Raw genomic sequence first — 24,612 nt, 5'->3', positions numbered from 1 at the left:
TTAATTTCCATATATCCCAAGACCTTTCAGTATCTTGAGTGCAATGTCTGCGGCCTGACTGCCGCTGCAGTCAGCTCCCTTTTGCAGGTTTACAGAAAAGAAATAATGGTTATTCTGGTCTTCTATATAACCCAGGAACCAGCCATTTATATTTTTTCCTTCCACTGCTCCGGTTCCGGTTTTACCATACAGGGCGGCTTCCTCTGTTTCTCCGAGAAACATTGCCTCCTGCACCGTTTTTATATTCTCTGCATTAAAATCATAATCGTTACGGTAAAAAGCCGTCAGCAGTTCTACCTGCTCAAGGGGAGAGATCTTAAGAGAAGACTCCATCCAGTAGCCGGATATTCCTCCTGACAAATCTTTATTACCATAGCCAATTTTTTCAAACTTTTCTTTTAGATATGGTAATCCACATTTTTCATCCAAGGCTTTAAAATACCAGTTAACAGAATATTTCATGGCAGTTTTCAGGTCTTGGTCCTTATTCCAGGAATCAAAAGGATATTTAGTATTATTCCAGCCAAGCTTTGAATTCTCTCCGGTTATAACGCCCTTCTCCAACGCAAAAAGAGCACTGTATATTTTATAGGTGGAGTCCGGAGAGCCCCTCTTTATGGCATCTTTTTCGTTATAAAGAGTATATGTCTCCTGGTTTAGGTCATACATCACAAAGCTCCCCTCGTAACCTGCGAAATAGGTCCCCAGACTATTCTCTACCTTATAGGAATCCGGAAGTCTTACCTCATCATCGGAGGCGGCCGTAGTGAGTCCCGGCAGAACAGCAAGCACTGCTGCTCCCACTAACAGTAGAATCCCCCTGCTTCTAAGATGTCCCCATATACTTTCTTTTTGAAAGGCTGCAATATTTTTAATACGTCTGCTTATCTGTCTTGAAGAACCTCCCATGGCAGAGGCAGTGGAAAAGCGAGGATAAGACACACTTCTGGCATATGAAATCAATGTTTCGCCATAAGCCTGGGCTTGTTCCTCTCCCACCAGTGTCAGTACTGAAGCGTCACAGGCAACCTCCCTGTCATTTTGCACTTCCCTTAATGCATACCATACCAGCGGATGGAACCAGTAGAGAACTCTTAATAGACATATCCAATAATTTATGGGTATGTCAAGGTACCTGCAATGCATCAACTCATGTAGCAGAATATACCTGATTTCCTCAGGGCTCTGCTCTTTTACCGCCTGAATAGGCAAAATCACTGCTGGTTTGAAGGTACCAAGGACAATGGGGGATTTTATATAAGCACTGCTACATATTTCAATCTTCTTTTTTATACCTGCCTCTTTTTTGCATTCTTCAAATAACCTTCTTATCACTGCATCCTGCAAGGGCAGGGAAGCCTCAAACAGCCTCTTAAGCCGCAGAAAGGAAGCTATGGTAACCGTTCCCATAACCAGAATACCCAAAATCCACACAAGGCCTACTATGAGATAAACGACCGATTCCCTTTCCTGTCCGACTGAAACCACAAAATTATTCATCCAGCCTCTATCAGCTGTCTCCACAACCTTTTCCTCCTCTGTCAGGCTCCTTGGGGAAGGGGATAAGGTGGTATTTAAATTTGGAAAAAAGCTGCTGCCATAGGATAAAGAAATTCCCGGCAGAAAGGGTACTGTAAGTGCAATAAGCAGAAAGAACCAGATAAGATAATGTGTTCTGGGAGACAATTTTTTTCCTGCAATTTTTTTAACACCGATAATCAGTAGTACAAGAAAGGAAATGACCAGTACTGCAATAGCAAAGCGAACCATAAAACCTGCTATCATCTCTTATCTCCTTTCGTCTTCTTTAACAGACTGCGAAGCTCTTCCAGCTCTCTCTCCGTGATACTGTCACTTCCCAGATAGCTGGTTAACATAGAGGTCAGGTTACCGTCATAAAAACGGTTTAAAAAATGATTATTTTCATGCTCCAGATACTCTGTCTGCTTCACTAATGGTGTATAAACAAATACTCTGCTCTCCTTATGAAAACTTATGGCTTCTTTTTGAACCAACCTTTTTAACATTGTCTGTATGGTTTTAGGACTCCAGCTGGTTTCAGCTGTCAGCTTCTCGGTTACCTCATTTGTGCTGATGGGTGCATATCTCCATATAATTTTCATAACTTCATATTCTGCTTCTGATATCTGAGGTAATTTTTTCATAAAGCCTCCCTAATTCTTACATTTGTAATAAATTGATTATACCCTTGGTATTACAGCATGTCAAGCAATAGAAAGCTTTCATCTAACCTGATTTCATGAATGGTTTTGATCTATTTAACATAAAGTATTATTACAGGATTTTTATTCTCAGGTGCAGGGCTGGCCTGCATAATCTGGTGGATAATCCTATTTACCCAAAGAAAGGTATGAAGTATATGAAAAAAAGAAAGAAGTTGTTTCCGTTTCTGATTACCGTACTATTACTGGTGTCAGCGTTAACAGGCTGCGGCAAAAAGGATAATGCGGAAACCACACGGGCCAAGTTCGACAGCTTTACCAATGATGTATTTAAGGCGGAAGTGACACAGGATACTTTAACCCTTAACTTCTCTGTTGCCAATCCCAAGAATTACGGTATAGATAGTTATCCTGTTACTTTTGGCCGCTATTCCATCGGCGAAATGAAGAAATCTCTCATCACTGCAGAAAATTATCTGGCTGCTCTTAAAAAGTTTGAGTACAGCAACTTAAATACCAGTCAGAAGCTAACTTATGATATATTATCCAGCTACTGGAAGTTAGAGCTTAACAGCGGATCCTACCTGCTATACAATGAGGTTTTGGGACCTACCACCGGTCTTCAGGCGCAGTTACCGGTATTGCTGGCCGAATACAATTTCTATACCAAGGATGACATTGACATTTACCTTAAGCTGCTGCCGCAAATTACGGAGTACTTTGAGGAAATTTGTCTCTTTGAACAGCAGAAATCAAAAGCCGGCCTGTTTATGAGTGACACCGTAGCCGACAGCATATTAAAACAATGCCAATCCTTTATTGAAGACCCTGAAAACAACTATCTGATAGACGTATTCAACGATAAGATTGAGAGCTATGAAGGACTTACAAAAGCTGAGATAAAATCCTACAAAAAAGAAAATAAGGAAGCTGTCCTTAAAAACGTAATACCTGCTTATCAGCTGCTAATTGATACTTTAGAAGGCTTAAAGGGAACAGGTGTAAACGAAGGGGGTCTTGCCAACCTGCCAAAGGGTAAGGAGTATTATCGTTATCTCCTGGCCTCCGGCACTGGAACCTCCCGCTCACCGGAGGAGCTCATCAAATTACTTGATGACTCCATAACCAGTAACCTGACTGCTCTTAACGATCTGGTAGACAAAGACCCAAAGCTCTATGAAGAAGCCTCCACCGTTTCCTATCCGCTGTCAGAGCCGAAAGAGATACTTGAATATCTTAGAAGTGCTATAGAGAAAGATTTTCCGGTGGCTCCGGATGTAAACTTTACCGTGAAATATGTACATAAGTCCCTGGAGGATTACCTTAGCCCGGCTATGTACCTGGTACCGGCAATTGATAATTATAACAACAATGTAATCTATATAAACAATAATCCTGCTTATGACCATCAGCAGATTTTCAGTACGTTGGCCCATGAAGGCTACCCCGGACACTTATACCAGTCTGTTTATTTCAGAAATACCAATCCACTCCCTTTAAGAAGCCTGCTGAACTTCAGCGGCTATGCAGAGGGCTGGGCAACCTATGTGGAATTCTATTCCTATCATATGGCTGGATTTGCAGAAGCCGCCTCCTCTTACTTAGATCATAGCATGGCAGCTAATATGGCCTTATACTGCCGTCTGGATTTGGGGGTAAATTATGAAGGCTGGACTGTAGCACAGACCGCCTCTTATCTGAAGCAGTTTGGTATTACCGATAAGTCCACTGCCCAGGTTTTATTCACAACAATGGTAGAAGAGCCAGCTCTTTATCCACAATACGGTGTTGGGTATCTGGAATTTATGGAGCTAAGAAATACTGCCGAAGAAAGTCTTGGCAGCAAATTTAATATAAAAGACTTTCATAAATTCGTTCTGGACATCGGACCCGCCCAGTTTAAAATTATTAACAAATACCTGGAAGGCTGGATTAAGGCACAGAACTAAGCCACAAACCAACCTTCCAAAAGGTAGAGCTACGAACCGTTTGATTTATAGTGCCTCATGCCAAACTTCCAGAAAAGATAGCAGGGAATCAAAAACAGTACCGCAATTAAAGGAAGAAGCATATACCAGCTCTTATCCGATTTACCCAGCACATACAGTAAAGGGTAATATTGGATAAGGGCATAGGGTACTATAAAGGTACAGAATAAAAGCACTTTCTTACCATAGATTGCAATTGGATACTTCCCATGCTCTCTGGCTCCGTCAGTCAGAATATTCATAAATTCTAACCCCTCCAGTGTAAAAAAGCAGATAGCAGCATAAAGCAAGAACAAACCGGAGAAGACTGCGACTCCTCCCACCATCATAAAGATCAAAGTTATTATCCTTAATGCATTCCAATCTGTTTCACTCTTATATACCCCGTAAATAAACATAATTACCGCCTGTAACATACGTCCAAGTCTGGTAAGGTCTATTTTGGTACCCAGAACCTGCAGAATCTCATTTCTGGGGCGCACCATTATACGGTCAAAGCCTCCGCTGGATAACACCGATGGGAAGGCATCAAAACCTCTCGCAAAACACTCCGCCAGAGCAAATTGCATTAGAACCACCGAAAAACATAACAGAACTTCATGAAAGGTGAAACCCTCTACCTCATGAAAGCGCTGAAACATAAAATATATGCCTAGAAAAACATTAAACGATACAAGAAACTGCCCCAAAGCAGTCAGAATAAATGAAGTCTTGTATTCCATGGCGCTTCTGACCTGAATGGACAGATATTTTAAATAGAGTCCCATATGACCTCCTTTTTGTAATTTCTTTCAGTTCCCGAATTTCTATCTCAAGTCTCTATATTCCCGCCCTGTCCTTAACTTAGCCTCCAAAGGCAGTAACTCTTCTTAAGGCTCTGGACAGCAGCATCTTCCCAACAAGAATCATTGCCATCAGCCAGAATAATTGCAAGAGGATTCCCTCATACAACTGTACACCATAGACATCTCCGCTATAAATTCTTAGGGGCAGATTCTGCATGGAGGCAAAAGGTAGAAATCTTATGATTCTTTCGACCTTCTCCGGAAAAAAGGGCAGAGGTATAACTGCGCCGGTCAGAAATTCTGCCAAAGCAGCCGCCACTATTCGTATCCCCAGGGAGGAAACCATGTAGAAACAGCAAATATATATAATCATGCAGAAAGCAATTACCACCAGAAAAGCAGCAGTTAAGGAAAACAGAAACCATAGAGCTGCCGTTATGTCTTTCGGAAGAGCCAGGCCATAGGGAGCCGGAAGAAAGGCCGCTACCAGCAGAATAGGAAAAGCCCTCAGTGCCGCCTTTGACAACCTGGAAGCCATATTTTTTACGAACCACATCTTATAGATTGATATGGGGCGGCATAACTCATAAGCCACATTACCGCTGATTATCATGTCAAAGATCTCATTTTCATAGAACCAAACCATGTATAGGGATAATAAGGCCTGCTGCAGCCAGATATAAGAACAAAGTGCGGAAAAATCCATTGGAAAGGCCTCCTGATTATAGGAATAAAAAGCCTTAAACATCAATATTTCCAGGACTCCCCAGGCAAATTGGGTTGCTACACCTGCCAGGGCAGCCGCTCTGTATTGAAGCCCATTGGTAAACCGTATTCGAAAAAAAGACAGATATTTCTTCACTCAGAACACCGCCTTTCTATATTTCATACTGCTTATAAAGCTGTACGACCACTTCATCAAGTGATGTTCCTGCCACGGAAATATCAGATATTTCCGTCTGAGACGTCAAGCAGGCAATCGCCTCAGAGACTTTAAGAATCTCTGTATCTACTGCAACTGTAAGAATTCCCTCTATTGCGGATTCCTTCGTGGTATGGACCTTTAAGGCTTCCGTCATGCCATCTCTTAAAACAGGCTTCTTACCGGAGTATTGCACCGTTATCAGCTTGTCCCTGGAAAAACGCTCCCTTACTTCCCCCAGCCTGCCATCCAGAAGAATTTTACCTTTACCGATTAAAAGTATTCTCTGGGTAAGGGCTTCTATGTCCTGCATATCATGGGTCGTCAAGATAACCGTAGTTCCATGGTCACGGTTTCTCTCCAAAATAAAGTTCCTCACTGCAATCTTTGAAACCGCATCCAGCCCAATGGTAGGCTCGTCCAAAAAGAGTATTTTGGGATTATGCAAAAGGGAAGCTCCAATCTCACACCGCATCCTCTGGCCTAAGGAAAGCTGCCTTGCCGGCGTTCTGAGGATATCTTTCAGATCCAGAAGCTCCGTTAATTCCTCCAGATTCTTTTTGTAGTCTTTCTCCTCCACCTGATATATGTCCTTTATCAGCTCAAAGGAATCCAAAATAGGTACATCCCACCAAAGCTGGGAACGTTGTCCGAATACGACACCGATCTCCTTTACATGGCGTACCCGTTCCTTCCAGGGAACCCTGCCGTTAATCAAGCAGTTTCCCCCATCCGGAGTAAGAATACCGCTCAATACTTTAATGGTACTGCTCTTGCCTGCTCCATTTGGCCCTATATAACCAACCATCTCACCATCTTCAATGGTAAATGAAATATCATCAAGAGCTTTCACCTCCTGATACTCTCTGTGCACAAAAGCCTTCATGGCTTCTTTTAGACCTGCACTGCGCCTTGCAACCTGAAAGGTCTTGGTAATATGACTTACCTCAATCATTACATGCTCCTCTTCTGTGCATGAAAAATGCACTTATATAAGTTGAACATAGCATTAGCCTCTTCCGGATATAAAACGCCAGATATTCTGGCATTTTATACTGAAAAAGGTAGCGGTTATCATTCAGCTTATATAGAAAGTTTGTGTTTCATTCTAAATGTCACAAACTTAGGTTTCCTGGTAGTAATATCTTTCATCTTTCATCATCAGAGGGCATTGCCGTAAATTCTGCAGGTTTAATATTTTTATTCATATCCTGTACCGATTTTCCGGACAATATCCATAAATGAATCAAACTTCATAATATCTTGCCAAGTCCAACTTCCTGGATTTTGCCAGAAAAGTTATGGTAAAACGAACTTTGCGAAAGGAACTCTATTATATACTTAATGGGATTATGTGTCAATTCTAATTCTTATAATAATTACCCTTTTCTCAAATCAAATTCCTATGTATGATGCCATTTATTTTCTATGCTGCCAAATACTTTTTTTTAACAACAGCTGCTGTTCTTGACTAACAACTGCTTTCTCTACTTCAGAATAGCAGCTTAGTAAGAAATACACTGGCAATGATTCCCGCAAAAGTAGCAGTTAATGCCCCTGCCAGGGTATATCTCGTCTTCTTCACACCAGCCGTCAGAAAATAAACACTCATGGTATAAAAAATGGTTTCTGTACAGCTCATGATTATGGAGGTAAGCCTGCCGATATAGGAATCAGGACCAAATTCCTTAAAGATATCCAACAGTAAACTGGTGGCTGCCGAAGCTGAAAAAAGCCTGACCGTAATAAGCGGCACCAGCTCCGAAGGAAAATTAAGAAAATTCGTTAATGGCTTGATGAATCCTGCCAGCATATCCAGTACTCCAGAAGCTCGCATAATGCCTATAGCGACCATTAAACCGACAAGGGTAGGCATTATACCAAGAACCACTTTAAAGCCGTCCTCAGCACCTTTTGTGAACTCCTGAAACACTGGCGTTTTCATTAATAATGCAAAACCTACTATGTAAAAAATAATAAAGGGAATTATGTAGTCTGATATATATAAAAGAAATCTCAAGCTTCTACCCCAAAGCCATTATAAGCAGCTGCCCTGCCCCTGGCATCCTTTCTTTTTTACTCTGTTTGAATAACTGCATAAACAGCACCCGGTTACTTCTGTTTCATAGCAATTACTTGTTATGTGCCAGTTTTCTGGCCACCAATGAGAAGATTATACCTGCTACCGTTGATACACTGGTAGCAACCAAGGCTGCTCCAAGAATTTCTGTAGGATTAACGGAGCCGTACTGTGTTCTGAACGCAATAATATTTACGGGTATCAGCTGGAGCGCGGATATGTTTATAATTAGAAAGGTGCACATATCACAGCTGGCCGACTCTCTGTCCTGATTCAATTTCTTCAGCTCCTGCATGGCTTTAAGCCCCATGGGTGTTGCTGCCCAGCCAAGCCCCAGAAAGTTGGCTATCATATTGGAAGCTATGTATTCTTTGGCGGGATGTTTATCCGGAATGTTCGGAAAGAGCAGACTTAACAGCGGATTGATAAATTTTGTCAGGGCGTCGATAATCCCTGCTGTTTTGGCTATCTGCATAATTCCCATCCAAAGGGCAGTAAACCCCAGCATGGTTATACACAAAACAACAGCCTCTTTTGCAGAAGATAAGGTTGCAGCGCTTACATCGTCGATTTTACCCGTTAAAGCCCCAACTACAACACCGATTATTATCATGAAGCCCCATAGATAATTCAACATAAGAAACCTCCTAACCCCGGCAGTAAGGTATTTCGCCTATAGCGTAACTGCCTGTTTCTTTTCTTTATCTATACTATATTCCGGGGTTAGAAAAATAATTCATATGGTCTTTTAAGATGCTGTTCCATTAATTTCCATTACCTGTCGAAAAACTTATCGAAACAAGGAATAAAATGTAAATTAAGAGCGAAAACACGGTCACATCACCCCTTTAAACCGCTAAAATCCAGTACTCAAAACTTATTTTTCTTTACTTTTTAATACTTTTATTACAATTATTTCTATAAAATACTAAATAATTGCTTGATTTAATATTTCATTTATTGACTTTCTAATATTTGTATGGTATTTTATAAAAGTATTGTAGGAGGTACATATATATGAAAAGCACAGGAATTGTAAGAAAGCTTGACGAGTTAGGAAGAATAACGCTTCCCATCGAGCTCAGAAGAACACTTGGAGTAGGGGAAAGAGATCCCCTTGAAATCTTTGTTGATGAGGACAGAATCATATTAAGAAAATATGAGCCTGCAGATATCTTTAATGGTTCCAAAGATAACTTAATTGATTATCACGGAAAGAAGATTTCAAAAGATTCTATTATGGAGCTTGCTAAATTAGTAGGTATTATCGAATAATACAGCTCAAAGAAGTAGCCTGAAGAAAAAGCGATACGCTTTTCTTCAGGCTTTTTCTTATATTAGCGCATAAAATATTTCTTATTGTTGAATAATTTAAAACTATTTAAAATGAAATCTAAAATAAAGGAAACGTATAAAATAAGAACCTTATTACCTACAATACCCGCTTGCAGAGGTGGCACTACCACAAATCAAGGTATTCATAATCTGTGTATCCTTGAAAAATGCCTAAACCCATACTCCAACTATTCGCGGCATGTCCAAGCAAATGTGAAAAATGCTTTTAAATTTAAACCCTAATATTACTAAATTCATGTATTTTTTAACCTTAACTCTCTCAGTACAAAACTAAAAGCTCCTGTTTTCATACGACTTCAGGAAAATAACGCAAAACAGAAGAACGAATGCGCCTATGGAAAGGCATTAGAGGTCCTTTTCTCTGAAAATTTTGTGCTATCTTATAAAGCAGACTGTTTGAGCGAAGCGAGTTGTCTGTTTTATAATATGTCCAGCACAGAATATTCAGAGAATTAGGACTTCTTATGCCTTGTAATCGAAGCATAAGTTTTTCTGTTTTGCGTTATTTTCCGTCCCCTTTTGAACCCCCACCCCTTAGCCAGTCCAATACTTATATTCTTCTAAGAATTATTCCTCTAAGCATTCAAAAGCATCTGATAAACTTCTCTTTTCGTAATACCTCTGTCTGTTGCCACCGCTTTCATAGCCTCTTTCTTATCCATTCCACGACCCAGATAAAGGTTCATATGCTCCTCTAAAGAAAGCGTCAGAAACTTCTCCTTTTCCTGCTCCAGCAGCTCCTCTATTTTTAAACCTTCAATAACAAGCAGGCACTCACCCTTTGGCTCCTCCGCTTCGTAATGGCTGACGGCCTTAAGTAAGCTTGTCTGAAAAGCCGTTTCATGTTTCTTAGTAAGCTCTCTTACCACCGTAACCCTGCGGTCTCCCAAAGCCTCTGAGAGTTCCTTTAAAGTCTTTATAAGCCTGTGCGGTGCTTCGTATATAATGATGGTTCTGGTCTCTGACTTTAATTCTTTCAGGATATTATTTCGTTCCTTTTTATCAGAGGGCAGAAAAGCCTCAAAAGCAAATCGTCTAGTGGATAATCCGGACAGGGTAAGTCCTGTGATAACGGCAGAAGGCCCCGGCAGAGAGGTAACTAAAATCCCCTCTTCATATGCCATCTTAACCAGTTCTTCACCGGGGTCTGAAATACCGGGCGTTCCAGCATCTGTAATTAGAGCAATATTCTTACCCTCTTTCAGAAGTCCGACCAGATAACGGCCTTTCTCTATTTTGTTATACTCATGATAGCTGGTCATGGGTGTATTGATTTCAAAATGATTTAACAGTTTGATACTGTGTCTGGTATCCTCTGCGGCAATTAAGTCTGCTTCTTTTAGTATCCGCAGAACCCTTAAGGTGATATCCTCTAAATTGCCTATGGGCGTAGCACACAAATATAATGTTCCCGTCATCTGCAATGGTCCCTTCTTTCTTAATAACCGTAGATATCATAGATTTCATCGGTATATTGATTGACTTCCTTATATACAATCAGGGGAGGTTCCACCTTGATCATAGACCCTCCGCCTTTTACTGCTTCTATTAACACCATATTCGGTTCTTTATCCAGAAAAGGGTGCACCATCTTCATCCTTTTGGGTTCCAGCTTATAAGCAGTAAGTGTATTTATTATTTCTATCAGACGAAAGGGCCTGTGTACCAGGTAAAAGCGTCCTGAAGGTTTCAGTAGCTTTGCCGCCTCTCTTACCACATCCTCCAGCGTACAATGCACTTCGTGCCTTGCTATAGCCTTTGGCAAATCTGGATTCTTAAGCCCGTGAAGATCATTCATATAAGGAGGATTACTGGTAACAACATGAAAGGAAGCAGCGCCAAAAAGTCTGCCTGCTTCTTTAATATCCCCTGTTACAATTGAGACTTTCTCATCCAGTCCGTTAAGCCTTACACTCCTTCTAGCCATGTCGGCACTTTCTTCCTGAATCTCAAGCCCGGTAAAATGCTCTCCCTTTGTTTTTGCCTCAAGAAGAATGGGTATAATACCTGTTCCGGTTCCTAAATCAGCTACTCTTTCCCCTTCTTTCACTTTTGCAAAGCCGGAAAGAAGAACAGCATCCATTCCAAAGCAGAATTTCTTGCTGTTCTGAATAATCTTATATCCATTACGCTGCAACTCATCTATTCTCTCCCCCGGAAGAAGGATATTCACTGTATCCTGCTGCTGCGCTTCTTTCTCTGTCAAAGAAGTATCGCAGTTTGGCAGCCCTTCTTCCCGGGTATTCCTCATATCGCTCATAGCTTATACATCATCCAGATGGGACTTTCCTTCCTTCATTTCAAGCATCTCAAGTACCCTTAATTCTTCATCAAGAGCAACTCTTTCCTTGCGTTTTCTTGCCGTAAATTTAAGAGTGGATGCTTTGTATTCCCGAACTTCTTTTTCGTCGTTCTCCAGTGTAACGATAACCTTAACCAGCTGTTTTAATACGGTAACGCTCTGAACCTCTCCACGTAAACCATCCGCTGTGGTTACCATATCTCCTACATTAGGAAGCTTGCTGTTCAAATCCTCATAAGCCTCTTCCTCATGCTTCAGGCAGCACATAAGACGTCCGCATACACCGGATATCTTGGTGGGATTTAAGGACAGGTTCTGCTCTTTTGCCATCTTAATGGACACAGGCGCAAATTCAGAAAGATGGGTATGACAGCATAAAGGTCTTCCGCAGATACCAATACCGCCAACCACCTTCGTCTCATCCCTTACACCAATCTGCCTTAACTCAATACGGGTCTTGAATACACTGGCAAGATCCTTGACCAGCTCCCTGAAATCGATTCTTCCATCTGCTGTAAAATAGAACAGCACCTTATTATTGTCAAAGGTATATTCAGAGTCAATCAGCTTCATTTCAAGTTCATGCTTCTTAATCTTTTCCAGGCAGATCTGAAAGGCTTCTTTTTCCTTTATCTTGTTTCTCATTTCAATCTCGTTATCTTCGGGCGTCGCCGTTCTGATTACCGGCTTAAGGGGCTGAATAATCTTACTCTCCTCCACATCCCTGGGGCCGATAACAACATGTCCGTATTCTACACCCCTGGCGGTTTCCACTATTACATAGTCCCCTTGCTTTATCTCATAACCGGCAGGATCAAAGAAATATATCTTGCCCGCTCTTCTGAACCGGACACCTATAACATTCGTCATACTAACCTCCATTTGCGCCTTGGCGCGCTCAATTTATATGTTAAAAATTGTTTACGGATGTTCCACATTTGCTCCCTTGCAAGCCTTCACTGCCTGCATATTTGGTGCTGTCACAAATCAGGGCATGAAATATCTTCTATATCACATTTGCTTCTAGGCTTTCACACATGTAAAATAACAATTTTTTAATTCTCTTTTATGGTAAGAAACATAAGTTCCATTACAATGTCAAAGTTTACATTGGCATTAAGGCGTATCCTGGCTCTTTCCACTGCCTTAATAATATTCTCAAGACCTTCATAGCTTCTCTTTCCGGCCTGCCTGGTAATTTCTGAGTATTCCCCTTTAAAAATTAACAGGTTGATATCTCTTGTAACCTTATACATTAAAACATCTCTGAACCACAGCGTAATCATGTCCAGATATTCATCAACTCGGTTCTTTTGCTCTGAAATATTCTTCAGACCATCTATCAGCTCGTGGAGCTCCATTTGATCAAGGTATCGAAGCAAATGAAGGAGCTTGTCCTTCATGGAGGTAAAATCCTCATTTGAAGCATAGGATATGGCTTTTCCCACATTACCTTGTGCAAATACCGCACTGAGTTCTGCCTGGTAATCCGGAAGCTTTTGTACCTCCATGAGATACCTCTTAATATCCTCTTCCTTTACTGGATTTAGTTTTAACACCACGCATCTTGACAGAATCGTTTGCAGTAATGCGTTAATATTATTGGTCAACAGTATGATAACAGCATAAGACGGCGGGGATTCCAATGTCTTTAGGAGCGCATTCTGAGCCTGTTCCGTCATCTTCTCAGCTTCATCCACAATGTATATCTTTCGGTCTCCGCTGTAGGGTTTTATCTGTATATCGTTGTTTAACTGGCTTCTGATATCATCCACTCCAAGACTTGCCTTTTCGTGGGTTACATAAATAATGTCCGGATGGTTTCCTGATTCCGCCTGAAGGCAGGACTTACAGATACCGCAACTTTCGCCGTCCGCTTCCAGGTTTTCACACTGCAGGCTTTTTGCAAATGCGGCAGCCAGCGTATGTTTTCCCATCCCTTCTTCACCGGCAAAGATATATGCATGGGATACGGTTCCTGTTCCGGCTGCTGTCCTTAAATGTCCGGCAATCTGCTCATGACCAATTATTTGCTTAAATCCAGCCACAATAACTCCCATCTGCCCCTTGAGGGACTTACAAATACTAATCCCAAAGCACACTGTGCTTTTCCGATTGAAAATTTATCAGGCAAATATATCCAGCAGCAGTCCTTTGATTTCATCTATTTTATTTAAAATGGCTATTGTATCCTTCTCATCCTTGATTAATTCCATTGCAAGCTCGTCCAGATTCTGATCGATAAGCTTTATCATGCCATAGACACGATGACGGCCTCTTCTGTCCAGAAAATTCTCCCTGCTGAATTTGTGGGAACGGTTGACAATCTCATTCATAAATTCCCTGATAAGCTGCCTGTACCTTTTCATATCCCGGACATCCATATGTTTCCCCAGCTTCTTACCATGCTGAATAATGTCCTCCATCATAAGATTCAAGCGTTCTTTCAGTCCCTGTTCCTCAATGTTACTGATCAAAGTAAATTTAAAGGAGCCATCTGCTTCAGACAGAGGTGCTTTCGCTTCAACTTGGTTTATGGTTGGTAACTGATTAACTTTAATATCCATAAAATTAACTCCTCTCCCCTCTTCAGTAAAATAGATTCCATTACTATAGCTGCTGCATTTCTCTAAATTCTATTATTAGAATGGAAATTGCTGCTTAGCTTAAACTGAAACGGACAATTTCCAGATTTATTATAGCATAATCAGATTAAAATAAATAGGAAAATTTTAATCTTCCATATTCTCCCTGATATCTTTTTCTATGTTCAGGATACATATTTCACTGTTTTCATTGTTATATCTTTTATTTATACCAAGCTCAAGGAGATTTTCTTCTTTGAAATCTTCTTCGTCTGCCAAAAACCTACGACATAATTCCGTATACTTGGGTCTTTTCTGGGTCTTTTCTCTGGCCAGAGCACGTTCCAGCCGAATTCCGTCCTCTACTTCCAAATATAAGGGTACCACTCTGTCTTTTCCCAGATATTCACGAATTTTCCGATAGGTATCCAAAGTACCAATCATTATAGAGCTTGTCTCATTAAAATCAATCTGTCCATCATCAACCGTAAAGTAATCCCATACTCCGTGCATGGTTTCATAGGCCCTATGTTCGATTACTTTATTATTTTTCTGTAATCTCGCCAGTTCCTCTTTGGTAACAAAGAAGTATTCTTCCCCGTTCTTTTCTCCGTCCCTGATCGGCCTTGTTGTGTACCCGGCAACCGTTTTCAAATTAAGAGCCCGGCGGGTGATCTCCTTAAATACCGTATCTTTTCCCGCTGCACTCTTGCCCATTACAACAAACAGTTTATGCATACTTTTATTTTTTCCTTCCAACTTATTAATACCTGTACTTGAACTATATACTGATGACTCTTATTGTGTTTCCGCTGTAATCTGCCAGCCCCTGTAAGGATAACCCTTGTTTTTGGCAGGAGGTAATCTGTGTAAGCAATTCCTTTTCAATTCTCTCTCCCGGCACCAGAAGGGGTATTCCCGGCGGATATAAGTAGACATATTCCCCAGATATGAACCCTTCGCTGTTTGATAACAGAACCTCCTTGAAAGGAGCATTCAGAGCCTCTTCGCAAGACATCACTGCTTTAGGGGGGGCATATTCCATAACCCTGTCCGTTGTGGTTTCCTTGCCGAGCCTTCTATCGATTTCCTTCAGAGCAGCAAGCAGCCTGTCAAAGCCCTCCTGTCTGTCAGCAATACTGGTCATTCCAAGAACATAATCCTTAGAAACCATCTCCATCTGAATCTTATAGGTATGGAGCAGTACTTCATAAAGTTCCTTCCCAGTCATATTGGTTCCTTTAACGCTTAATACAAGCTTAGAGGGATCAAACCGGTAAAAACCTTCTCTGGTAACAGTATTATCGGTCAAAATACTGATATTCTTAAATCCTTTAGCCTCCTGATAAAAGCCGCAGAGCATTTTTTCATAGCTCTCAAACAATTCTATCCCATTATTTTTTAATAGTTCCAGACATTTTTCAATTCCTGACATAAGTACATAGGAGGGACTGGAGCTCTGGTATATGGCTAGATACCGTTCTATCTTCTCCTCCTCCACCAAATGTCCATTTATATGCAGCAGCGCAGTCTGGGTAAAAGCTGGCAGGGTCTTATGGATGCTGTGTACCACAACGTCAGCTCCCAGCCTGACTGCCGTTTCCGGAAAGCCTTTATGAAAACCCAGATGTGCGCCATGTGCTTCATCTACCATCAAAGGTATTCCATAGCTGTGAGCTGCTGCTGCAATAGCACGGATATCTGATACTATCCCTTCATATGTGGGAGAGGTAAGAATAATTAACTTAATATCCCCCTGACATTTAAGGTGCTCTTCCACCTGTTCCACGGATATTCCCCCATTAATTCCAAATTCCTTCATAACAGGAGGATAAAGATATACAGGCTCTAAACCTCTTAAATAAAGGGCATGATAAACCGACTTATGACAGTTTCTTGCCACGAGAACCTTATCACCTCGGCTGGTACAGGCAGAGATGCCTGTAAGAATTCCCGCTGAGCTTCCTCCTACCAGATAATAGGTTTTACGGGAATTATATAAATCGGACCAAGCCTCCATTCCGACCTTTAGTATTCCCTCCGGTCTGTGTAGATTGTCAAAACCATCTATCTCTGTAATATCAATGGAATAGGGGTCACACATGGCAAGAAGCCTGCTGTTTCTCTTGTGGCCCGGCATATGCATAGGATAGTATCCGGCCTCACTGTATTTTAATAGGCTGTCATATAGATTCATTTTTTACCTGCCTTACGTACCAAAAAGTTTACTTACATTGTAACAAATCCATCAATAAAAACAATCTTTTTTACTCTTTTCCGCAGAGAATATAAGTGCTAATATTAAATGAAAGCGAAAAATGTAAGCTTAAGCACGCAGATTGGAGAGTTGATATGAAAGTTCTATTAATTAACGGAAGTCCTAACATACACGGCTGTACTTATACAGCCTTAGAGGAAGTTGCGAAAACACTGGAAGAGGAGCAAATAGAAACGGAGATTTTTCACATCGGAAGCAAACCTGTCAGAGGCTGTATGGATTGCGGTGTCTGTTATAAGTTTCCCGGCAAATGTGCTTATGGGGATGATACGGTAAATGAAGCAATCGAGCTGGCAGAAAAAGCAGATGGTCTTATCTTTGGAGCACCTGTTCATTATGCCTCTGCAAGTGGTGCCATGACCTCTTTTCTGGACAGATTCTTTTACTGCGGGCAAGGATTTCCATATAAACCGGGTGCTGCTGTAGTATCTCTAAGAAGAGCCGGTTCCACTGCTTCCCTTGACCAGCTTAACAAATACTTTACCATCTCAAGTATGCCCATTGTATCCTCACAGTACTGGAATATGGTACACGGTAATACTCCGGAAGAAGTTAAGCAGGATATTGAAGGCATGCAGATTATGAGAACCCTTGGCAGAAATATGGCATGGCTGCTCAAATGTATCGAGGCAGGTAAGAATACCGGAATCCCTCTTCCTAAAAAAGAAGAACGGATTTTTACGAATTTTATAAGATAACAGCAGTTTATGTGAGGACTGTAAATTATGCGAGATTGTAAGTTACACGCGGACTGCAATTTATTGATAAAAGTGCTTAATATACAGGAATTATACAATTTCATAAACTGGCCTATCTTTTTTATTATGATAGTAGCTGCTTACTACATGGCTTACATAAAAATAATCGTTATTAATTTACAGTATAACTTACATATAACACCCTGAGCCATGCGATTTAACGGTGCTCAGGGTGTTATAATTAGTTTGGTTTTTCTGTTTAATCCTTTGTATTTTTTCTAATCGAGTTTCTCTAACTGAAATAAAGTATCTTATCTTTACCGAACCGCTTGTCGATCTCTTTTAAAAGAAACGCCTCTCCCTCTTCTCTTAAATCCTGTTTATAGGAGTATTTTCCCATCCCCCTGCCTCTCATCAGCTCTTTATCATATAATTCTGTAGCCTCTGGAAAAGCCTCATGATTGATGCTTCTATGAATAAAGCTATAGGTCATAAAAATGATTTCCAAGAACATGGTATCTTTTACCTTTTGTGATAATTTTTCCTCCAGCACATCAAGCAGCTCAAGATACATCTTCTGCCAGTCAGGGAGCAGTATCACCGGGGCTATCAGCAGTCCTACCGGATAACCTGCCGCTGCCATTTTATTTACTGCTTCAATTCTGTTATTGAGAGAAGCTGTGCCTAATTCTATATTGCTGATAATATACTGTGGATTCACAGACATACGAAAGATAACTCTTTCCTGATGATTCAGCCCAAGCAAGGGTTCTATCATATTAAATTTTGTGGGAAAGGTCAATTTACCTCTTCCTTTTTTTATAAATTCCTCAACAATCCAGGGGAGATTGCCGGTAATGGTATTTTCCAGTATCAGATCACTGTTACTTCCGATTTCAAATACCTGCTCTGTTTCTGTTTTCATGGAAAAGCGTATAAGCCGTTCCATCATCTGTTCTCTGTTGACAAATACCCTGAGATACGAACATTTGTTATAATTGCAGACCAGATAACAATACAGGCACATGGCAGTGCATCCCGAGGAGGTGAAGGGCACAAGATAATCAGATACCTTATAGTTGGGAGAATATTTATGCGTTTTTCTGGTGCCTAATATCAATAATGTCTTAAGCTTCTGAAATTCTGTATTTTCCTTGGTACGAAGTTCCTCAATATTATTGTGATTCTCAATGGGTATCCAGGGCAGATCCTTGTATTTATCCTGTAATTCTTTACCGAGTCTATATTCCAGAACCTCCGGTTCATAGTATACTTTTGACGGTTTCATATTTTGTTCCTGCTTTCTTTTTTATCTTTGAACAGTTTATTGATAAAATTGTTTATCCATAGTATCTTCGGAAATCATAATTTCATAACTATAATTTCAATTACTAGAAACATACAATTCTATGATTTTGAAATAAAAAGCAAAGAGCACCCGGAAAACAGCACAAATAAAGCCAGGGCTGATGCTGCCATGCTGCCTTGGCTTTATTTTATAAACTTTATATTATCTGATTAAACTAAGTGTAATACGCTTGTCTAATTTCTATATTTTTTAAGGTCGACCTTCCACTTCTTAATATCAAATTCCTCCTCTTTAAAGCTTTTATATTTTCCTTCGTAGGAGAGATAATTCATTTCAGCAATCCATTCATGGTCATTTCTATGTATTATTTGAAAAGAAAATTTGTCATCGTATTTTATTTCACCAGTTTTATTTGCTTTCTTCCCTGCCTCATTTAAATCCATCACATAATGATAAGCCTCATAATTGCCTGCTTTATAAGTCTCATGAAATGCTTCTTTAAAATCATAATATTTATCAATTATGTCAAAGGGTATGTAATCGGATACCAATGACAGGACATCCTCCAGTTCAATGTTCTGATTTCCTTCAACCTCTGAAAGATTAATTCTGATATTGTCAATAACCTTAGAATCAGTGGTTCCCACCAGTAACAGCGCATCCTCGTTACTACCTGTTGTGGCTACTACAACCTCATCATATTTTTTCCAGAATATTTTTGCCTCTTTGTAATCTCCATAATATTTCGGATGATCTTTTAACGTTATTAATTCAGCATAGGTCAGCTTTTGTTTTTTTTGACTTTCCTTTAGTTTCTGGTATTCCTCCGTATTAGGTATATAATTCATCATTACAAAACCGCCTATCCCCAAATACAATAAAACCAGAGCAGCAATTAATTTATAGTTTCTTTTACGTTTCATTCTCCGTACAACTGGGTGTTGTATTACTTGTTCATTTCTTATGTCCTTTATGCCTTCCTCACATTTTGGACATTTATTACCTGATATAACACTTCCACATTTCAAACAAATATTTTTAAATTCTTTTGATCCGCACCCTGCACAATGCATGACGTTGTCCGCCACTCTGGTTCCGCAATATTCACATACCTTCATAGTTATCTTTTATTCCTTTGTAATAGTATCATTATTATAGATTTTTCATGAATTTTATGATTTTAATATCCTTATGTCCTTATGTCCTTATGTCCTTATGTCCTTATAACCCATTATACCTGATTATTCCATTTCTTAAAATAGCTATTTTTCTTTTCTTACATTTCCTCTATTTTCAGCCTGAACATAATTACAATAGCAGAAAGTCATTATATATTTTTTTCTTATCTCTGCTGCTCAGGTCTTATCTATCTTAATTACGCTTATTCCTTGGTCAGCATCTTTGTAAACACAAAGGAAGTTCCAGATGATTTGCTTCTAGCAGCTCTTTATCCTTTAATATCTCCTCTGACGGCCCATCCTTAATTATTTTGCCTTCTGCTATAAGGATTACCCTTGTACAGGTTTCGAGTACTAGGTCCAGGTCATGAGAGGCAATTAATTTTGTTAACCTTAATTTATTTATAACCTGAATCAGCGTCCGGCGATTTCTTGGATCAAGTGCAATAGAGGGTTCATCAAACAGAAGGATATCCGGCGCCATAGACAACAGGGTTGCAATGGATGCCATTTTCTTCTCACCTCCGGACATTTTATGAATCTGTTTGTCTCGCAAATGGGTAATATCAAGGATTCCCAGAGCCTCCATTACCCGTTTATCCACCTCAGCTTCGTTCAGTCCGTAATTTCTCGGTGCGAAAGCTACATCCTGGTAAACACTTTGGGTAAAGAGCTGGTTGTCGGAATCCTGAAAGAGGTAACCTGCATGCGCCCTTATAAAGGCGTAATTCTCTTTTTTTACCTGTATATGGTCAATCAGAACTTCCCCGGTATAGGCGCTTTCCAGACCAACCAGTATTCGAAGCAACGTGGACTTCCCAGCTCCATTGGCGCCGACAATACCCACCGCTTCTTCTCTTCCGGTTGAAAAAGTAATCCCCTGCAAGATATCCGTACCCTTTTCATAAGAAAAAGACAGATTCTTACATTCCACCAGTCCCGTCCCATCTGTATGATTCTGCCTTAAATCCTTTGATGCCAATGGTTTTATTGTTTTTATACTTTTCATAACCTCTCCTTCTGGTGTGCCTTAACTTATTTCATGAGATATCTGATGCCAACACGAAGTATCAGAAATATCCCTGCCCAAAGTACAAAATAAGCATAATCCTTGCCTTCTGCTTTGCGTTTGCCTGTCAGGTAGTATTCTCCTTCAAAACCTCGAAGCAACATGCTTTCATATAGATTCCCTGCCCTGTCAATGGAGCGGAGAAACAGCTGCCCTAATAAAGATCCCCATATCTTATACTTTACTCCTTTTTCCCCCGGTGCCCTTAAGGAATAAGCCTGATAAACAGCATTAGCCTCTTTCATCAATACCGTTATATACCGGTAAGTCAGAAGAAACTGATTCACCAGAATTCCCGGTAACTTAAGTAATCTCAAACTATAGCAGACTCCCTCTATTCCGGTTGTTGCTATAAGCAGGAAGGAAGCGAAAAGGCAATAAGCACCTTTTAAGAATAGGGTAAGAAAAGACAGGATACCTCCTGTTATAGGAAGCTTACCTGCCATAAATAGCACTTCCCGGTCTAGAAAGGGATTAAAGAGACCGATAAACAAGATAAGCGGAAGTATTCCTCTTATCTTTCGGAAACAGTCCTTTAAAGATATCTCTGAGAGCCTCATTAAAACTATTGGATATATTATTAAGGGAAGTAACCCCCAGATATCATATTTATGATAAGAAACCACAAGTACCATATAACTTATCGTAATCAGGAGTTTCGCCAGCGGATGTACACGATTAATCTCCAAATCCCTTAATGCCAGCTCCTCCAGCTCATGGACTTCAAATAACGCATCTTTTATATTAGCCATATTTACCTCTTCTGTGTATGAACTGTTTCATGACACTAATTATACTACTATCTTACTAAAAATAAAACTCGTGTTCCTGCCTGGCTTACATCTTATGTAATAGTCTAAAAGAAAAGGGCTGTTTCTCACAATGAACAGCCCTTCTCTCTCTTTAACAGTATCCTTTATGTAGGGTACCTCGTTATCTATGTCGTTTTACCCTTTTTGCGAAATAGCTTAAATAACAGACTTAAGCCTATTGTTAGCCCTGCAACAATGAAGGCTCCTGCAACTCCGGAAAAGGAAGTTCCTGCCGGTGACTCACTGTCTCGAAAAGCATAATCCGGAAGCAAAGCCGTTTTTTCCTGAATAGCAGCAGCTGTATCAACTGCAGAAGAATATTCCTTCTGTGCTTCTATTTCCGTACTTCCTGTGACTTTTTCAATAGACCATTCCAAACCATCCGGATTACCCGATGCTACAAGGGATAAACCTCCTCCTATTATAACAACCGACACACCCAGTATTGCAATTACCTGCTTAAAACTCATTCTTGCTTTTAAGGTTTCTGTCTTTAGTATTTCCGGCCTTGTGTTATATACAAAAATTATCACAGCACCAGTTATAAGGCCTTCCACTGCACCTATGGCAAGATGGATGGGCTGCATGAGCGCCAGGAATTGTCCGAAGGATAACGCTGTAATTCCGGACAGCAGTGTCTGTATGGTTACACTAAAGGCTCCCAGCTGAAGGCTGATAACACTGCCAAGGATGGAAGCAGCCATAATCCTTGTATTATTTAATTTCTTCTTTGTAATAGGACGATAAATTAACAAGTACCCAACAAAACAGCCATAGAAGGCCATATTCCAGATATTTGCCCCTAAAGCCAATAGCCCGCCGTCAGCAAACAGGAGGCACTGAATCAAAAGTACGGATACCATGGATAAAAATCCTGCGTAAGGCCCAAGCATAATAGATAAGAGCAGTCCGCCGCATAAATGTCCGCTGGAACCGGTACCTGGAATGGTGAAATTAATCATTTGGGTGGCAAAAACAAACGCAGACATTACCCCCATGGTGGGTATCTTCCTTGGGTCATTTTCCTGCTTAACCTCTTTCATAGAATAGGCGGTGGTTATACCGGAAGCCGCAAACATAGTTGCCGCCACAGCCGGTGCAATTAGGGCATCTGCCATATGCATAAATAAGACTCTCCTTCATTTGCTTAATCTATCTGCATTATAGACCTACTCAGGTAAAAAACAAGCCCATAGGGGGGATATTTTTGTTAAAAAAACAAGTACCTGAAATGACTTTATTTATCCACATTTTTTCTGCCTCCGCCTTTTTTTATCCCCTGGTTTTAAATAAAAAATGCCCCGGATGGGGATAGCTTTCCAGCTTTCTCTTCCGGGACAGTACTTTCCTGCTCTTATAATTTATTTTATAAAACGGTCAATGGCTTTATTAAGATTCTCCAGTGAGGTCTTATCACCGGATTCAATAGCATCTACAATGCAATTCTGAATATGGTCTTCCAGTATAATCTTACCAGTACTGTTTAGTGCTGCTATTACCGCCGAAAGCTGAATAAGCACTTCACTGCAGTCCTTGCCGTCTTCTATCATTCTCTTAACCGAATCCAGATGTCCTGCTGCCCGGGATAAACGGTTCAAAACAGCCTTGGTATTCTGATGGCTATGTTTATGACCTGTACCGGCCTCATGACTGTGACTATGTACGATCTCAGTATCACCAGTATGGGTATGCGTTATGTTCTTTATACGAGCGGTAGTTTTCTTCATCCGACTTTCCTTCCTGATACAGCATATTTCTATCCTATCTAGCTTTATACCTGTCCTTACGCTCACCTTAACCGCCTGCAGATAAGGTACAGCAACTAATCAGGACATACTACCTGCCATCATAACATATTTACCAGGAAAATGATAGTATTTACAGATTCAAACCGGTAGCTTCTGCGCAGCCAAGTATCAGGTTAAGGCACTGAATCGCTGCACCGGAGGCTCCTTTACCCAAATTATCAAATTGTGCTGACAGTACCACTCTGTCTGAATTGCCGGTAATATAAATATTAAGCCCATCCCAGCCGCTACAATCAATACCGCTTAAAAAACCATTCTTCTCAGCTTCGGCCCCATAGGACATCACCTTTATAAAGAGCTGGTCCTTGTAGTAATCTGAAAATAATTTCTGGAGTTGCTCAGGTGTCTGCTTTTTCTTAAGTAAATCTGTATACAAGGGAATGGATACCAGCATACCGCTATAATAATCAGCCACAATAGGCGAAAACAGCGGTTCTCTTATAAGACCTGTAACTAATTTCATTTCTTTCAGATGCTTGTGCTGCTGCCCCAGTCCGTATTCTCTGGGGGCTGTATATGCTGTCAGTCTCTCCTCCTCCTGGTATTCGGCTATCATTTTCTTTCCTCCTCCGCTGTAACCTGTAAGAGAAAAGCTGTTAATCGGATAATCCTCCGGTAAAACCCCTTCTTTTATAAGAGGATATACTAATGAGATGAAGCCAGTCGCATGGCAACCGGGAACTGCAATCCGACTGCCCTTTTGTATCTTAGCCTTATGCTCCTCTGACAGTTCCGGCAACCCATATGCCCATTCTTTATTCGTTCTATGAGCTGTGGAGGTATCAATTATTTTAACCTTATGGTTTTCTACCATTGCAACTGCTTCTTTGGCTGCAGCATCGGGAAGACAGAGAAAGGTGACATCCGAGGAATTAATGAGCTTTTTTCTCTCTGCTTCATCTTTTCTTAACTCCGGTGCAATCGTCAATAATTCGATATCCTCACGGCCTTTGAATCGTTCATGGATTCTTAGTCCGGTTGTTCCTTCGCTTCCATCTACAAAAACTTTGGTTTTCATAATTACTACCTCCATCAGCATGATTGTGTGAATTTTAATTTGCATATTTATTCACTTTTGATCAATTGACAATTCGAACAAAATGCCTTTTTTACTTATTATTTTATTGATTTTGAATGTTCTTATTACTTATAATAACAAATTATGAATAAAAATGCAATCAAGAAATTAATTACTTCAATCTTATACGCTCCTTATTTCATACTATAAAACTTATTGTCCTCCAATGACACGCAATGAT

Annotated in this window: 24 protein-coding genes; 3 read left to right on the top strand and 21 right to left on the bottom strand. The window is 40.4% G+C overall.

Annotated features, from left to right (window positions below; genetic code table 11):
* Together R2R35_RS12535 and R2R35_RS12530 are read right to left on the bottom strand one after the other, a co-directional pair.
* Positions 1-1,785 (bottom strand): BlaR1 family beta-lactam sensor/signal transducer, encoded by a 1,785-nt coding sequence (locus R2R35_RS12535; protein WP_317730155.1) that lies wholly within the window; start codon positions 1,783-1,785, stop codon positions 1-3.
* Positions 1,782-2,165 (bottom strand): BlaI/MecI/CopY family transcriptional regulator, encoded by a 384-nt coding sequence (locus R2R35_RS12530; RefSeq protein ID WP_317730154.1) that lies wholly within the window; start codon positions 2,163-2,165, stop codon positions 1,782-1,784. The genes R2R35_RS12535 and R2R35_RS12530 overlap by 4 nt, the downstream gene beginning before the upstream one ends.
* A gap of 215 nt (positions 2,166-2,380) precedes the next feature.
* On the opposite strand from R2R35_RS12530, the gene R2R35_RS12525 reads away from it, so the two are divergent.
* Positions 2,381-4,132, top strand: coding sequence for a DUF885 domain-containing protein (locus tag R2R35_RS12525; protein ID WP_317730153.1), 1,752 nt, complete (start codon positions 2,381-2,383; stop codon positions 4,130-4,132).
* Between the two features lie 29 nt (positions 4,133-4,161).
* Here R2R35_RS12525 and R2R35_RS12520 read toward each other — a convergent pair whose 3' ends face one another.
* From R2R35_RS12520 to R2R35_RS12500, 5 genes are all read right to left on the bottom strand, one after another.
* Positions 4,162-4,938, bottom strand: a complete 777-nt coding sequence (locus tag R2R35_RS12520; protein WP_317730152.1) for an ABC transporter permease — start codon at positions 4,936-4,938, stop codon at positions 4,162-4,164.
* Between the two features lie 76 nt (positions 4,939-5,014).
* Positions 5,015-5,818: an ABC transporter permease gene (locus R2R35_RS12515; RefSeq protein WP_317730151.1), complete on the bottom strand. Its 804-nt coding sequence runs from the start codon at positions 5,816-5,818 to the stop codon at positions 5,015-5,017.
* 16 nt (positions 5,819-5,834) lie between these two features.
* Positions 5,835-6,833, bottom strand: a complete 999-nt coding sequence (locus R2R35_RS12510) for an ABC transporter ATP-binding protein (protein ID WP_317730150.1) — start codon at positions 6,831-6,833, stop codon at positions 5,835-5,837.
* Positions 6,834-7,370: 537 nt separating this feature from the next.
* On the bottom strand, positions 7,371-7,898 hold the full coding sequence (locus R2R35_RS12505; protein ID WP_317730149.1) for a spore maturation protein: 528 nt from the start codon (positions 7,896-7,898) through the stop codon (positions 7,371-7,373).
* A 112-nt stretch (positions 7,899-8,010) separates the two neighbouring features.
* Positions 8,011-8,595, bottom strand: a complete 585-nt coding sequence (locus tag R2R35_RS12500; RefSeq protein ID WP_317730148.1) for a nucleoside recognition domain-containing protein — start codon at positions 8,593-8,595, stop codon at positions 8,011-8,013.
* A gap of 380 nt (positions 8,596-8,975) precedes the next feature.
* Between R2R35_RS12500 and R2R35_RS12495 the strand changes: the two genes are divergently transcribed.
* Entirely contained in the window at positions 8,976-9,233 is a 258-nt protein-coding gene (locus tag R2R35_RS12495) for an AbrB/MazE/SpoVT family DNA-binding domain-containing protein (RefSeq protein ID WP_033164152.1), read from the top strand.
* A 656-nt stretch (positions 9,234-9,889) separates the two neighbouring features.
* Here the strand turns inward: R2R35_RS12495 and rsmI are convergent.
* The 7 genes from rsmI to R2R35_RS12460 form a co-directional block, all read right to left on the bottom strand.
* Positions 9,890-10,732, bottom strand: coding sequence for a 16S rRNA (cytidine(1402)-2'-O)-methyltransferase (gene rsmI, locus R2R35_RS12490; protein WP_317730146.1), 843 nt, complete (start codon positions 10,730-10,732; stop codon positions 9,890-9,892).
* A 20-nt stretch (positions 10,733-10,752) separates the two neighbouring features.
* The gene (locus R2R35_RS12485) at positions 10,753-11,574 is read right to left on the bottom strand and encodes a tRNA1(Val) (adenine(37)-N6)-methyltransferase (protein WP_331670115.1); all 822 of its coding nucleotides are present in this window, start codon (positions 11,572-11,574) and stop codon (positions 10,753-10,755) included.
* Positions 11,575-11,577: 3 nt separating this feature from the next.
* Entirely contained in the window at positions 11,578-12,486 is a 909-nt protein-coding gene (locus R2R35_RS12480; protein ID WP_317730145.1) for a PSP1 domain-containing protein, read from the bottom strand.
* Positions 12,487-12,671: 185 nt separating this feature from the next.
* Entirely contained in the window at positions 12,672-13,664 is a 993-nt protein-coding gene (gene holB, locus R2R35_RS12475; protein WP_317730144.1) for a DNA polymerase III subunit delta', read from the bottom strand.
* Between the two features lie 78 nt (positions 13,665-13,742).
* On the bottom strand, positions 13,743-14,183 hold the full coding sequence (locus tag R2R35_RS12470) for a YaaR family protein (protein ID WP_317730143.1): 441 nt from the start codon (positions 14,181-14,183) through the stop codon (positions 13,743-13,745).
* 165 nt (positions 14,184-14,348) lie between these two features.
* Positions 14,349-14,939 (bottom strand): guanylate kinase, encoded by a 591-nt coding sequence (locus tag R2R35_RS12465; protein WP_317730142.1) that lies wholly within the window; start codon positions 14,937-14,939, stop codon positions 14,349-14,351.
* A gap of 43 nt (positions 14,940-14,982) precedes the next feature.
* The gene (locus R2R35_RS12460) at positions 14,983-16,398 is read right to left on the bottom strand and encodes an aminotransferase class I/II-fold pyridoxal phosphate-dependent enzyme (RefSeq protein ID WP_317730141.1); all 1,416 of its coding nucleotides are present in this window, start codon (positions 16,396-16,398) and stop codon (positions 14,983-14,985) included.
* Between the two features lie 155 nt (positions 16,399-16,553).
* On the opposite strand from R2R35_RS12460, the gene R2R35_RS12455 reads away from it, so the two are divergent.
* Complete coding sequence (locus R2R35_RS12455) at positions 16,554-17,177, top strand: flavodoxin family protein (RefSeq protein WP_317730140.1); 624 nt, start codon at positions 16,554-16,556, stop codon at positions 17,175-17,177.
* Positions 17,178-17,469: 292 nt separating this feature from the next.
* Here the strand turns inward: R2R35_RS12455 and R2R35_RS12450 are convergent, their stop codons facing one another.
* From R2R35_RS12450 to argC, 7 genes are all read right to left on the bottom strand, one after another.
* On the bottom strand, positions 17,470-18,465 hold the full coding sequence (locus R2R35_RS12450) for an SPL family radical SAM protein (protein WP_317730139.1): 996 nt from the start codon (positions 18,463-18,465) through the stop codon (positions 17,470-17,472).
* Positions 18,466-18,719: 254 nt separating this feature from the next.
* The gene (locus R2R35_RS12445) at positions 18,720-19,409 is read right to left on the bottom strand and encodes a hypothetical protein (protein ID WP_317730138.1); all 690 of its coding nucleotides are present in this window, start codon (positions 19,407-19,409) and stop codon (positions 18,720-18,722) included.
* A 469-nt stretch (positions 19,410-19,878) separates the two neighbouring features.
* Entirely contained in the window at positions 19,879-20,673 is a 795-nt protein-coding gene (locus tag R2R35_RS12440; RefSeq protein ID WP_317730137.1) for an energy-coupling factor ABC transporter ATP-binding protein, read from the bottom strand.
* A gap of 26 nt (positions 20,674-20,699) precedes the next feature.
* Positions 20,700-21,485, bottom strand: coding sequence for a cobalt ECF transporter T component CbiQ (gene cbiQ, locus R2R35_RS12435; RefSeq protein WP_317730136.1), 786 nt, complete (start codon positions 21,483-21,485; stop codon positions 20,700-20,702).
* 185 nt (positions 21,486-21,670) lie between these two features.
* Complete coding sequence (locus tag R2R35_RS12430) at positions 21,671-22,669, bottom strand: energy-coupling factor ABC transporter permease (protein ID WP_317730135.1); 999 nt, start codon at positions 22,667-22,669, stop codon at positions 21,671-21,673.
* Positions 22,670-22,906: 237 nt separating this feature from the next.
* Positions 22,907-23,272: a metal-sensing transcriptional repressor gene (locus R2R35_RS12425; RefSeq protein WP_317730134.1), complete on the bottom strand. Its 366-nt coding sequence runs from the start codon at positions 23,270-23,272 to the stop codon at positions 22,907-22,909.
* 151 nt (positions 23,273-23,423) lie between these two features.
* Positions 23,424-24,371, bottom strand: coding sequence for an N-acetyl-gamma-glutamyl-phosphate reductase (gene argC / locus R2R35_RS12420; RefSeq protein WP_317730133.1), 948 nt, complete (start codon positions 24,369-24,371; stop codon positions 23,424-23,426).
* Between the last annotated feature and the right edge of the window lie 241 nt (positions 24,372-24,612).

Source organism: Anaerocolumna sp. AGMB13020 (assembly GCF_033100115.1).
Classification (GTDB): Bacteria; Bacillota; Clostridia; order Lachnospirales; family Lachnospiraceae; genus Anaerocolumna.
Note: the sequence above shows the minus strand (reverse complement) of the source record. Positions and strands in the feature narration are given on the sequence as shown.

What these genes read in the sequence shown, in the direction of transcription:
- R2R35_RS12535 (WP_317730155.1), bottom strand. Translation starts at nt 1,785, where the DNA reads ATGATAGCAGGTTTTATGGTTCGCTTTGCTATTGCAGTACTGGTCATT.
- R2R35_RS12530 (WP_317730154.1), bottom strand. Translation starts at nt 2,165, where the DNA reads ATGAAAAAATTACCTCAGATATCAGAAGCAGAATATGAAGTTATGAAA.
- R2R35_RS12525 (WP_317730153.1), top strand. Translation starts at nt 2,381, where the DNA reads ATGAAAAAAAGAAAGAAGTTGTTTCCGTTTCTGATTACCGTACTATTA.
- R2R35_RS12520 (WP_317730152.1), bottom strand. Translation starts at nt 4,938, where the DNA reads ATGGGACTCTATTTAAAATATCTGTCCATTCAGGTCAGAAGCGCCATG.
- R2R35_RS12510 (WP_317730150.1), bottom strand. Translation starts at nt 6,833, where the DNA reads ATGATTGAGGTAAGTCATATTACCAAGACCTTTCAGGTTGCAAGGCGC.
- R2R35_RS12500 (WP_317730148.1), bottom strand. Translation starts at nt 8,595, where the DNA reads ATGTTGAATTATCTATGGGGCTTCATGATAATAATCGGTGTTGTAGTT.
- R2R35_RS12495 (WP_033164152.1), top strand. Translation starts at nt 8,976, where the DNA reads ATGAAAAGCACAGGAATTGTAAGAAAGCTTGACGAGTTAGGAAGAATA.
- rsmI (WP_317730146.1), bottom strand. Translation starts at nt 10,732, where the DNA reads ATGACGGGAACATTATATTTGTGTGCTACGCCCATAGGCAATTTAGAG.
- R2R35_RS12485 (WP_331670115.1), bottom strand. Translation starts at nt 11,574, where the DNA reads ATGAGCGATATGAGGAATACCCGGGAAGAAGGGCTGCCAAACTGCGAT.
- R2R35_RS12480 (WP_317730145.1), bottom strand. Translation starts at nt 12,486, where the DNA reads ATGACGAATGTTATAGGTGTCCGGTTCAGAAGAGCGGGCAAGATATAT.
- R2R35_RS12470 (WP_317730143.1), bottom strand. Translation starts at nt 14,183, where the DNA reads ATGGATATTAAAGTTAATCAGTTACCAACCATAAACCAAGTTGAAGCG.
- R2R35_RS12465 (WP_317730142.1), bottom strand. Translation starts at nt 14,939, where the DNA reads ATGCATAAACTGTTTGTTGTAATGGGCAAGAGTGCAGCGGGAAAAGAT.
- R2R35_RS12460 (WP_317730141.1), bottom strand. Translation starts at nt 16,398, where the DNA reads ATGAATCTATATGACAGCCTATTAAAATACAGTGAGGCCGGATACTAT.
- R2R35_RS12455 (WP_317730140.1), top strand. Translation starts at nt 16,554, where the DNA reads ATGAAAGTTCTATTAATTAACGGAAGTCCTAACATACACGGCTGTACT.
- R2R35_RS12450 (WP_317730139.1), bottom strand. Translation starts at nt 18,465, where the DNA reads ATGAAACCGTCAAAAGTATACTATGAACCGGAGGTTCTGGAATATAGA.
- R2R35_RS12445 (WP_317730138.1), bottom strand. Translation starts at nt 19,409, where the DNA reads ATGAAACGTAAAAGAAACTATAAATTAATTGCTGCTCTGGTTTTATTG.
- R2R35_RS12440 (WP_317730137.1), bottom strand. Translation starts at nt 20,673, where the DNA reads ATGAAAAGTATAAAAACAATAAAACCATTGGCATCAAAGGATTTAAGG.
- cbiQ (WP_317730136.1), bottom strand. Translation starts at nt 21,485, where the DNA reads ATGGCTAATATAAAAGATGCGTTATTTGAAGTCCATGAGCTGGAGGAG.
- R2R35_RS12430 (WP_317730135.1), bottom strand. Translation starts at nt 22,669, where the DNA reads ATGCATATGGCAGATGCCCTAATTGCACCGGCTGTGGCGGCAACTATG.
- R2R35_RS12425 (WP_317730134.1), bottom strand. Translation starts at nt 23,272, where the DNA reads ATGAAGAAAACTACCGCTCGTATAAAGAACATAACGCATACCCATACT.
- argC (WP_317730133.1), bottom strand. Translation starts at nt 24,371, where the DNA reads ATGAAAACCAAAGTTTTTGTAGATGGAAGCGAAGGAACAACCGGACTA.